The organism is Baekduia sp. (genome assembly GCF_035318805.1).
Classification (GTDB): domain Bacteria; phylum Actinomycetota; class Thermoleophilia; order Solirubrobacterales; family Solirubrobacteraceae; genus Baekduia.
In genome coordinates, this window is the sequence record NZ_DATHDY010000098.1 from 1 (window position 1) to 9,557 (window position 9,557).

9 protein-coding genes are annotated in these 9,557 nt (G+C 68.3%); 6 read left to right on the forward strand and 3 right to left on the reverse strand.

The window, feature by feature from the left end:
* Window positions 1-157: 157 nt before the first annotated feature.
* Complete coding sequence (locus VK501_RS20700; protein WP_324340756.1) at window positions 158-1,237, reverse strand: hypothetical protein; 1,080 nt, start codon at window positions 1,235-1,237, stop codon at window positions 158-160.
* A 428-nt stretch (window positions 1,238-1,665) separates the two neighbouring features.
* Window positions 1,666-2,553, reverse strand: a complete 888-nt coding sequence (locus VK501_RS20705) for a HEPN domain-containing protein (protein WP_324340759.1) — start codon at window positions 2,551-2,553, stop codon at window positions 1,666-1,668.
* Between the two features lie 171 nt (window positions 2,554-2,724).
* Between VK501_RS20705 and VK501_RS20710 the strand changes: the two genes are divergently transcribed.
* On the forward strand, window positions 2,725-2,883 hold the full coding sequence (locus VK501_RS20710; protein ID WP_324340762.1) for a hypothetical protein: 159 nt from the start codon (window positions 2,725-2,727) through the stop codon (window positions 2,881-2,883).
* 5 nt (window positions 2,884-2,888) lie between these two features.
* Window positions 2,889-3,920: a hypothetical protein gene (locus tag VK501_RS20715; RefSeq protein ID WP_324340764.1), complete on the forward strand. Its 1,032-nt coding sequence runs from the start codon at window positions 2,889-2,891 to the stop codon at window positions 3,918-3,920.
* Between the two features lie 247 nt (window positions 3,921-4,167).
* Here the strand turns inward: VK501_RS20715 and VK501_RS20720 are convergent, their stop codons facing one another.
* Window positions 4,168-5,013: a hypothetical protein gene (locus VK501_RS20720; protein WP_324340766.1), complete on the reverse strand. Its 846-nt coding sequence runs from the start codon at window positions 5,011-5,013 to the stop codon at window positions 4,168-4,170.
* A gap of 219 nt (window positions 5,014-5,232) precedes the next feature.
* Between VK501_RS20720 and VK501_RS20725 the strand changes: the two genes are divergently transcribed.
* The 4 genes from VK501_RS20725 to VK501_RS20740 all read left to right on the forward strand — a co-directional run bounded on the left by VK501_RS20725 (window position 5,233) and on the right by VK501_RS20740 (window position 9,124).
* Window positions 5,233-6,132 (forward strand): ArdC-like ssDNA-binding domain-containing protein, encoded by a 900-nt coding sequence (locus VK501_RS20725; protein WP_324340768.1) that lies wholly within the window; start codon window positions 5,233-5,235, stop codon window positions 6,130-6,132.
* Between the two features lie 204 nt (window positions 6,133-6,336).
* Complete coding sequence (locus tag VK501_RS20730; RefSeq protein ID WP_324340770.1) at window positions 6,337-6,639, forward strand: hypothetical protein; 303 nt, start codon at window positions 6,337-6,339, stop codon at window positions 6,637-6,639.
* Window positions 6,640-6,877: 238 nt separating this feature from the next.
* Window positions 6,878-8,494 (forward strand): ParB/RepB/Spo0J family partition protein, encoded by a 1,617-nt coding sequence (locus VK501_RS20735; protein WP_324340772.1) that lies wholly within the window; start codon window positions 6,878-6,880, stop codon window positions 8,492-8,494.
* A 183-nt stretch (window positions 8,495-8,677) separates the two neighbouring features.
* Window positions 8,678-9,124, forward strand: coding sequence for a hypothetical protein (locus tag VK501_RS20740; RefSeq protein ID WP_324340773.1), 447 nt, complete (start codon window positions 8,678-8,680; stop codon window positions 9,122-9,124).
* Window positions 9,125-9,557 lie beyond the last annotated feature (433 nt).

Below are 9,557 nucleotides of genomic sequence, written 5' to 3' on the forward strand. Positions count from 1 at the left end.
CCGCCCGACCGCGCACCGGACGCCGTCGATGCACACCACCAGACCACGACAGGGCCGCTCCGCGGCCCCGCCACCCTCAACATCTACCTCAGCAAGGCCACAGGCCCGGCCGCCACACGAGAACGGTGGATCGAGGCTAAGGCATCAGGAGTCATCACTAGGGCTCGTCGTAGGCATCCGGCGGCTCGATGTCCTCGATTGCCAGCAATGCGTCCAGCGCCAGCGTGAGCATCGCTTCTGCCGCCTTGCCTCGAGCGTAGCTCCCCTCACCGCGAGCCTCGTCGAGGTAGTACTCCATCAACAGGCGCCACAACCGGTCGCCGGGGTGTGTTCGCAGCTGCTGGGGCGCGCTGTTCTCGGCGGCAAATCGGATGCTGCGACGCCCCTCCTCCGTCCGAGGAAGAGGTTCGAACAGCTGCACGATGGCAGCCGATGCTGCAACTAGGAGCTGATGATTCGTCAGCCACATAGGATCGTAATCCGAATCCGCGTGCAGTGCCGCGTCGGCTTCTAGCGCCGCCAGGGACCGTTCCACTCGCTGGAGTCCGGCGGTCCGATCGAGCACCGGAAGCTGCAACCCCGCGCCAATCAATTCATCTAAACGGCGTCGCCGCTCGTTTCTAATGGCGCGCCGCATAGCTTCCCAGCCGCGGTTGGCAGACCGACCGCTCCCAGGAATCAAATCCCGGACCTGTGTAGGCGACGCGATCCACGTGCTGAAGCCGCTGACAAGCGCCGCGCGCTTTCTCTGCAAGAGCGCAACGAGGTGCTCAGTCGAAGTCAGGGCTCGCATCTCGGCTCCGGTCAACACGATGATGTTCTGGCCCTCAACGGAGGACCGCTCTATCTCGCGGTGCCCCGACGTCAACGAGTTCCGATCACCCGTTACGTAGGAAAGCAGCAGGAGAATGCCCCACTCCGTGCGCCGACGGCGCAGCTGTTGCGCGAACCAGCCGATCGTTCGTGCATCGACCGGGCCACCTTGAGACTTGCATTCGACCAACACGTCGAAGCCCATACCGGCGAGCCCGTTATCCACCGCCTGGTTTGTGAGGAGCAAATCGACCTCCTCCACCCCGGACGCGGCTAAGACGTTGCGGACAACTACGGACACGCCCGGAACGGTGGACAACGCGTCGGCCGCCAAACGCTCGAGCGCTCGTCCTCGCTCGTTACCGGCTGGCGCCGCATCGATGTCGTCCAGCCGATCACCGATGTCTGCGAAGTCGAATGCCATGTCCGGCATTCTGTCCCGCTAGTCAAGCCGGACTGATCACTAGCAACCGGTGCTCGGTCGCCGCCTGCTAAGTCGCTCAGCTCGGCGGCCGGACCGCAGTCGTCTGTGGCTACGACCGCCGGCTGCATACGAGCCGAAGTTGACGTACAACTGCCCGGTGCCGTAGTCGCGCTTGCCCACGCCGCTCCTAGACGCCAGCGCGCGATTCTCGCCACCCGATCATGGTCGACCGGCCCCCGACCACCGACTTCGCGATGCTCTAGCGGCCGACGACGCAACCCGCTGCCTTACGTGCGCATCGGACGGAGCAAGCGCTTCAGCCGCCACGCGATCGCGCAGTTGGCGCGCTCAGGCCAACGTGTAGCTGTCGTTGCTCAGCCGACCACCGACGATGACGCGCGAGACCGCGTCTGGATGGCCCTGACGGCTCAGCTCGGTTTCCCGGAACGCGGAGGCTTTAGGGCGTAATCGTTCGACCCGACGAACTCCCCAGCTCGCAGGTCGCGGGTCGCATAGACGTTGAACTGACCAGGCATCTCCGATCCAGAGATGCGCGCCGCCGCGTGGGCGTGCATCTCCTCGATCGATCGCAACAGACTCTCTGAGGCTTCGGCCGTCAGGTCGAGCGGGCAGTCGAGGTAGCGCCCCTTCTTCCGGACCTTGCTCATCTGCTTCAACAATTTCGCGAAGCGCTTCTCCGTGTTGCCCAGGTCCGCCCAAAGCTTGTAGGTGGACGCGACGAGACCGTGGTCTTTGGTATCGAGCACGAGGTCGACCGTAGGCGCGTACGCCAGCAACTCCCCGCGGGCGAGGAGCTCGGTCGCGGAGAACGCGTTGTCGGCAAACGCCGCAAGGCGACCGGCGCGCAAAGACTCCCGGGCTGTCTCCAGGAACTCCTCGGCTCGGGCGAGATAGTCATGGCGCTTGGGATGGCCGATGCCCAACTTGAATAACAAGTGCCAGCCGATGCTCGTGAGCACCCCCGTGATGTGCGGCACGTCCCGATCCTTGTCCGCGGGCTCGTACCCGGCCACCTCCGAGAAATCCTCGGGGCAGACTTCCTCACCGGCCTCGATTGCGCGGGTGGCCTTCGCCATGAGCGTTCCGCCGATGCCACGGTTGATCCGAACCTCGGGTACCGCTCCGTAAGGGAACACCACCTGGAACAGGACGACCGGATTGTCCGGTGCCCACGTCCCCGCTTCCAACCGGCGCTCGAGCTCCGGGTCGACGAACCGGGTGACGACGTCGTTGAATATCGCCGCGCCGGCTTCGGTCGGCATCCCATCGTTCACGAGGTCGGGCGACGTGCTCATCGCACCATTGTCGTGCGCGGACCGGCGATTCGATGAGCTGGTTCGAACCACCCGGTCTTGGCCAGCAGCGTGGGCCGCGTTGCACGAAGGCGGAGAACGTCACGGATCTCCCGTCTGAACGACGATCGAGTGGCGTGGTCCTCCGGCCACAGGGACCATGGCTCCTGCGTAATGCCGAAGCACGAGCCCATCCCCGGACACCATCTGCTGCCGCGCCGCGAGCGTCGCCTCGGCGCCCGGCTCCTGCTCTGGGCGACCGTCGTGACCGCGCTCTCCGGAGCGGCGGTCTCCGCCCTCCACGTCATTGCGATCGCAGGGCGGATGCTGTGACCGGCATGCCCGCTACCGTCGGTCATGCTGCCGTGTCCGCTCCCTCGCCGATCCCGCTTCCCGCGCGCTCGTGGTCCTACGCGCTGCTGGATCGCGCAGACGTGCGTGTGCCGGTCTACGAGGAGGGCGACCGAGTCGACCTCTCGCGCATCGGCCCCGCCGCGATCGAGCACTACTCGCCTGAGCACGGCTCCGGCTGGCTGCACAAGTCCGGCCCCTCCCAGCGGGACCTCGCCCGCTGGCTCTTTGGCCTCCTCGTCATCGCACCGGGTCACTTCGACCGTCATCCCGAGCACGCGGTCGAGGCGCGGGCGCTCTTCCGCAGCTTCGTCCTGGCCGACGACTTCCCCCGACGATCGCAACGAATCCGAGGGCAGACGGCGACGGCGATTCGGCGCCGCAAGGACCTCGCCCATCAGACGCGGAAGCACCGTGAGCACCTGCAAGAAGCGCTCCGCGTTGGCCTGGAACGTCGCCTCGGCACCATGCTCGGCGGCGACGAGAACACATGGATCGCGTTCGCCGCCCGCGAGATCGCCGTGCCCGGCATCCGCGTCTGTGAGCAATGCTCGTTGGTGTTCCAGGGGCGGCGAACGGCGCGGCGCTGTCGCGACTGCAACCGGGCGCCGGTAGCGCCCAAGGTCCGCCCCGCCGAACTCGGCGGCTGGCATGTGGACGTCCGCGTCGGCGGAGCGTGGTTCACCGGCGAGTTCGAGCGCACGATCACCTATTTGGCGATCTGTCAGGGCTGCGGCCGCCGCTTCTCCGATGACGACGCTCGAAGCCGGAACTGCGAGAACTGCAGGTCCGACGCCGGAAGGAAGCGGCGCCAGCGCGAGAGCGAAGCGACCACCGGTCGTCGGGAACTCGCCTACGTCTCTGCGCTCGACGGCGGCCCACTGCAGTCAGTCGGCGTGACCGGCCCGGACGGGCAGACCATCAACCTAGAGGCGGTCGACGGCGTCGTTCGCACCACCGACCTCGAGTTCGCTCGTCAACTCGACGCCAACCGCAACTTGCGGCGAACGGACGGCTGAGAGTCTGCCGGCGCATCGCGCCGTGCTCGGCCGGTGCGTGCAGGCCACAATGACCCGTGGCGACGGCAAGGCCATCTTCACGGTCAACGGCGGCACCATGTACCACTTGGTCTACACCAAGGTGTACGCGCGCAAGCGCGTCAGCTGGAAGTTCGCCAACCTCCACACCTGCCAGCGCCGACGACGACGCTCGCTGCCGAGCCGGAGCCATTGGGCTGGAGATCGGCTTCCGACGCGCCCCGCCCTCCTACGTGTCGAGTGCGCGCTCCGCGATGAGCGCTTCGTCTTCGAGGAGCTCCGTCAGCAGCTCTGACGGGTAGACGACGGCTACGCCGGCGCTCGTCGGGACGCTCAAGCTGTCTCCTTGGATCTCGATAGACGAGCGATGATCGAAGTGACCTCCAACAACCCCTAGAAGCTGCCAGAACGGTGTCGGGTTGAGCACGTGAAGGCTCGAGCCCGGAGCGCTTGTTCGAATCATGCTGACGAAGCACGGCGCGCCACTGAATCCGCCAAACGAGCGGCAGTCGATCAGGTGGCCGTCCAGAAGACGCCGCGTGCCGCCCGGTTCGACCATCGGGATCTTGTGCTGGTACAGCGCGCCGATCATGCCCCCGCGAAGCATCGGGACGTGGCGCTCGGCCATCGAGTCGACCTGCGCGAGCAGGCCGGCGAACACCACGTCCTCTCCGAGTTCAGGCTCATGAGGCGAGCGACCTACAAAGCTCGCCCATGGGACGACACCTATCGCCCAGCGCGGGTCTGCCTCGACGATCAGCGTCGTCGCCAGGTCGGCTATCGGATGACGATGCCATGTGCCGAGTTCAACGTCTACAACCTCTTCCTCAAAGAGGCGCTCGTTCAGCGGCTCCCCCGCTGGTGGATCCGAAAGAAGACGACGCAATCGCATGAACGTCGGCTTGTCGTGGGGGACAACGTGCGACGCCGTCACCAGCTGTAGGTGGATCTTCGTGTCGTCGCCCTCGACCGGTACGCCGACCATGAAGCCGGTCCCTCGCAGCCGGTGCTCTCCGGTTCCCTCGATCGAGCCGACGAAGACCACGCTCCGACGATGTGCGACTGGCACGTCCACGGCGGCGACCGTATTGGAACGTCGCCTGTGATGTCGCGGATGAGCAGACGGCCATAGCTCGAACGACAGGTCGCCTCGAAGCGAGCCGTAGATATGGTTCTCGCCGCGGCGCCGCCACGCCTACGGGAACCGACGCCACCCCACGATGGCACGCGTCCGTGCGTGCGGCGGGATGGCAACGGTCCCGCACCGGGCGGGACCTCAGCCGAGGAGGATCTCGTGTCGACCAAGACCGAGGCCGAGGCCGAGCGCCAAGCGCGGCGCGAGGCGGACCGAGAGCGCGCCGTCGCGGCGGTCGAGGCGCTGCAGTCCAGCGAGGGCTGGCAGAACTGGCTGCGCACGCGGAGCAAGTTCCACAACTACCGCTTCATCAACCAGCTGTTGATCGCCATGCAGCGCCCGGACGCGACGTTCGTCACGGGCTTTCGCAGGTGGCTGGATCTCGGCTACGCCGTCCGCCGTGGAGAGCACGGGCTGTGGATCTGGATGCCGGTGCCGCCGAAGCGCAAGGCGATCGAGGAGTGGAAGAAGGCGGGAGCCGACCCCGACAAGAAGCCGCGCACGCGGTTCCGGATGGGTCCGGTCTTCGATCGGTCGCAGGTCGACCGGCTGCCGGCACCGGCGCAGCCCGCGGTCCTCGAGCCGCCGATCTCGACCATCGACGGTGACGAGCTGGAGTGGACCTTCCCGCCGCTGTCGGCGATCGCGGTGGCGAGCGGCTACAGCGTCCTGACCGACGTGGTGCTGGAGGACGGCATCGGCGGCTACTGCGATATCGCACGTCGGCGCATGGTCATCAACGCCAAGCACTCGATCAACCAGCGGGCCAAGACGCTCGTCCATGAGTTGTCGCACATGTTGATGCAGGAAATCCGGGAGCAGGAGGAGCGCCCGGCGGTCAAGTACGCCGAGGAGGAGCTGATCGTAGAGGCCGTCGCTTTCACGGTCGCGGCGACGCTCGGGCTCGATACCTCGAACTACTCGATCCCGTACCTGGCGTCGTGGGCGCAGAGCGCCCCGCTGGAGACGATCCAAGCGGCAGCCCAGACGATCGACCGCTTGGCGCGCCGGATCGAGGACGAGGTTCTGCTCCACCGTCCTGAACAGCCGCAGGGCTGAGGAGGTCACAGGGAGGGTCGGAGCGATCGGGCAGCCGGCTGGTCGCTCCGACCTTCCTGATGCCCGGCCCCTTGCGGTCCCGGAGCTGGTGTTCGGTCAGGTCCGGCCAGCCGTAGCACGGCGCGCTTGGTGGACCGGTCGCTTCTGGCGGTCCTAACCGGACCGGGGCCTTGACGTTCGCGCGCGCCGTGCTGTGGCACGGCCATGACCGAGCACCATCCCTCTCCCGCAGAGCCTCCACCAACCGCCAGGCAGCAGCGCTACCTCCGGCAGCTGGCGCTCCAGCGCGGCGTGAGCTTCGTCACGCCGCGTACCCGGGCGGAGGCGTCGCGAGCGATCGACGCCCTCAAGTGCCGTGCGCCTGAGCCGGTCGCCGATCGCCGTTGCGAGGTCCGCGCTGTCCAGGACGACATGGCGACCCGCCGCGGTGACGCCACCCGGGTCCGCCACGAGATCGAGACCGAGGGCTACGGCAGCACGGCCTCATGGAAGCAGGGGCGCTCGTGACCGGCGCGGCCTCCCACCGCGAGTACGGGCGGCGGACCCTTCGCGTGATCACCGGTGGACGTCGGCGACGGCCAGCCCTTCGTCGTGTCGAGAACCGCCGCGACCAGTTGGTCCTGACCAGCCTGCTGGGTTGGCGGGCCGAGCGCCACCCGATGGTGGCACGCCCTGGCGGGCGTGCGGGTGACGGCTGACCGGCCGCCAGCCCGGCGGGCCCCGACTCCGACAGGAGACCCAGCACATGTCCACCACCATCACCTCCACGCGCACGGTCGCGCTCGAGCGGATCCACATCCCTGAGAACGTCCGCGTCCTGGACGAGGCGCATGTCAAGGCGCTCGCCGGCTCGATCAAGCTGCAGGGCATGCTCGTGCCGGTCGTCTTGCGTGAGCGCGACGACGACTTCGAGCTCGTCGCCGGCTTCCACCGCATGGCCGCCGCCACCTCGATCCCCTTGGCCGAGGTCCCATACGTACTCCGCGAGGCCGACAGCGAAGACGCCGACCGCGCGGTGGAGAACATCGCTCGCAAGCAGCTGAACCCTTACGAGGAGGCCAAGGCGGTCCGGGCGATGCTCGACCGCGGCTTCAGCGAGGACGGCGCGGCGCAGGCCCTCGGCTGGGCGAAGGCACGGGTCACCGCCCGCGTGAAGATCCTCGAGCTGCCCGAGCGCGCCCAGCAGCTCATCGGCGAGGGCGTCATCGCGCTCGCCGCGGTCGACCAGCTGCGCGCGATCGGGACCGTCGCGCCCAAGCTGCTGGAGGCCCTCATCGCCTATCTCGACGACGGCAATGCCGCCGTCGCCGCGCGCTTGGCCAGCCAGCCCGGCTGGGTCCTGGACGCGGCGCTCACGCACGGCGACCGCAAGGTCTTCGCCGCGCACCTCTCCACGGTCGGCTCCCGCGAGATCGCCGAGCTGCGTCTGGGCAAGAAGACCGACCAGCTCTACGCCGAGGCCGAGAAGCTGCACAAGCAGCTCGACCGCCACGCCTACGGGCCGCCCACCGTCCGCTTCGATGACGAGCACGTCGACCAGGCCCGCGCGGCGGGCGTCCTGATCGAGTTCGAGCGCAGCAGTCCGCTCATCGTCGATCGCGCCGTCTACCGCGAGCTGGTCAAGGCCGCCATCAAGCGCACCCACGGCACGCTGGAGCATAGGGTGGCCGACCGAGCCGCCGAGCGCTCTACGAGCAAGGCCACCAACAAGCCCGTCGACCCGGCGGCGGTCGCCAAGCGGGACCGTGACGCCCAGATGCGGGAGTTGGGCGACCAGGCCCACGGCATCAACTCCGACCTCGGCACCGCGCTCATCACCACGCTGGCGAGCGTCGACCCGGCCGACATGGACGTCGCGCGGTTCTTCGTCTACGCCCTGCTCGGCGCCGACCACGACAGCTCCCCGTACACGCAGACCGGCGACCGGATCGCCCGGGTCGCCGCGGGCGGCGTCCGACTGGTGATCGAGGAGTTGCGCACCGACGTCACCAAGACCCTCAAGGACGGCAGCCGCGGGCGCCTGCGCTACGACTACGGCGACCACCGCGACCCGCAGGCCGCGATCGACTGGCTGTGGAAGTACGTCGACGGCGCCAAGACCGCCGCCGAGCTCTACGGCCGGGCGCTGGTCGTCATCGCCGCCGAGCAGCACGCCAGCCGCCTGGTCATCAACGGCAGCCAGCGCACCCCGGCGACTCGGTGGACCTCGCACAAGGACCACGCCGCCAAGGCGCTGCGCGAGCTCAGCCGCCCCGTGATCCCGGCGGCCATGACCCAGTTGGAGCGGGCCGTCGAACGCGCAAACGCCGAGTACGAGCAGGCGCTGACGCCCGCCCGCGAGCAGGCCTCCGAGGAGCGGTAGCGGAGCACCGTCGGGGCGCGGGCCGACCGCTCGTCGGTCCGCGCCAGCGGTGTTGCCCAACGAATCGGTCCGAGGGGTGTCCGGTGCGGCCGTCGACCAAGGCCACGGTGGCACGCGTCCGTGCGTGCCGTGGACCAGGCGACGGCGCCGCACCGGGCGGCGCCCCGGATCACGGAGGCCTCCATGCGAGCGACGCAGGTCACGCAGCCGACCAAGGTGGTGGGCGGGCTCCGCTGCCTCGCCCAGGAGATCGGCTACGAGGTCGTGGTCCAGCCCGGCCCGATGAACGCGGTCGCGGTGGTGGTGTGGGAGATCGCGACGGTCTCGGTCAACTCGCGCTTCCCAATCGAGCACCAGGCCGAGGAGCTGGTCTACATCATGGCGTTGCTCGTCGAACGGCTGGAGCGCCGCGGTGATGGCCTGGAACTGACGTTCTGCCAGCAGGCGCAGGTCGTCGATGCGGCCGCCGCAGGCATCTGTGCCGAGCTGGGCCTGACCTCGGGTCGCACGACGTCGCTGGAGATCGCCGGTGTCTGGGACGGCGTCGATCCGACGACGGCGATCGAGGCGGAGGCCTTGGTCGCTCGGGTCGCCCGACGCCTCGCCGAGCACGTCCTCCCCAGACCCTGACGAGCAAGCGCATGGGGTTGGTACTGGGCGGCTGATTCGGAGCCTGTCGACGTTGCGGGCCATGATCCCCTGGCCGGCGGGGCAGTCGGTGTAGGCGGTCATCCCGCCGTCAGCCGCCGCGCCGCATGAGTGGTTGGCGCCGCCCGCCACTGTCTGGTTGCACGCGATGACGTCGTAGCCGCCGGCGAAGGCCGGTCGCGGAGCGGCCACGATGGCAATGAAGATGAGGGCGGCGCCGAGCACGGGCCGCAGATGGCGGGTCATGTGAGCCTCCTGGAGGGGTCCGGTGCTCCTTAGCCTCGATCCACCGTTCCATCCGGCCGTTGGGGTGGAGTGACCTCCCAAGCGGGGCTTGGTAGCGACAGATTGCGCCTGTCGCGGGCCCGCTCAGGAGGTCACCCACATGGTGAACGAGCAGGCGGTCGTGGTGTTT

What these genes read in the sequence shown, in the direction of transcription:
- VK501_RS20700 (WP_324340756.1), bottom strand. Translation starts at nt 1,237, where the DNA reads ATGGCATTCGACTTCGCAGACATCGGTGATCGGCTGGACGACATCGAT.
- VK501_RS20705 (WP_324340759.1), bottom strand. Translation starts at nt 2,553, where the DNA reads ATGAGCACGTCGCCCGACCTCGTGAACGATGGGATGCCGACCGAAGCC.
- VK501_RS20710 (WP_324340762.1), top strand. Translation starts at nt 2,725, where the DNA reads ATGCCGAAGCACGAGCCCATCCCCGGACACCATCTGCTGCCGCGCCGC.
- VK501_RS20715 (WP_324340764.1), top strand. Translation starts at nt 2,889, where the DNA reads ATGCCCGCTACCGTCGGTCATGCTGCCGTGTCCGCTCCCTCGCCGATC.
- VK501_RS20730 (WP_324340770.1), top strand. Translation starts at nt 6,337, where the DNA reads ATGACCGAGCACCATCCCTCTCCCGCAGAGCCTCCACCAACCGCCAGG.
- VK501_RS20735 (WP_324340772.1), top strand. Translation starts at nt 6,878, where the DNA reads ATGTCCACCACCATCACCTCCACGCGCACGGTCGCGCTCGAGCGGATC.
- VK501_RS20740 (WP_324340773.1), top strand. Translation starts at nt 8,678, where the DNA reads ATGCGAGCGACGCAGGTCACGCAGCCGACCAAGGTGGTGGGCGGGCTC.